Below are 256 nucleotides of genomic sequence, written 5' to 3'. Positions count from 1 at the left end.
GTACCCGAAACCGACACAGGTAGTCAGGTAGAGAATACTAAGGTGATCGAGAGAATCGTGGTTAAGGAACTCGGCAAAATGCCCCCGTAACTTCGGGAGAAGGGGGGCCACCCATGTGAAGGACCTTTTCGGTCTGATGTGTGTGTGGTGGCCGCAGAGACCAGGGAGAAGCGACTGTTTACTAAAAACACAGGTCCGTGCGAAGCTGTAAGGCGATGTATACGGACTGACGCCTGCCCGGTGCTGGAAGGTTAAG

At 53.9% G+C, this 256-nt stretch carries 1 rRNA gene; it reads left to right on the top strand.

Features of this window, described 5'->3' with window-relative positions:
• Positions 1-256, top strand: a 23S ribosomal RNA gene (locus tag NQ038_RS15270); the annotation flags it as partial.

The organism is Brevibacterium sp. 50QC2O2 (assembly GCF_024580675.1).
GTDB classification, from domain to species: Bacteria; Actinomycetota; Actinomycetes; order Actinomycetales; family Brevibacteriaceae; genus Brevibacterium; species Brevibacterium moorei.
This window is presented reverse-complemented; position numbering and strand designations above follow the sequence as displayed.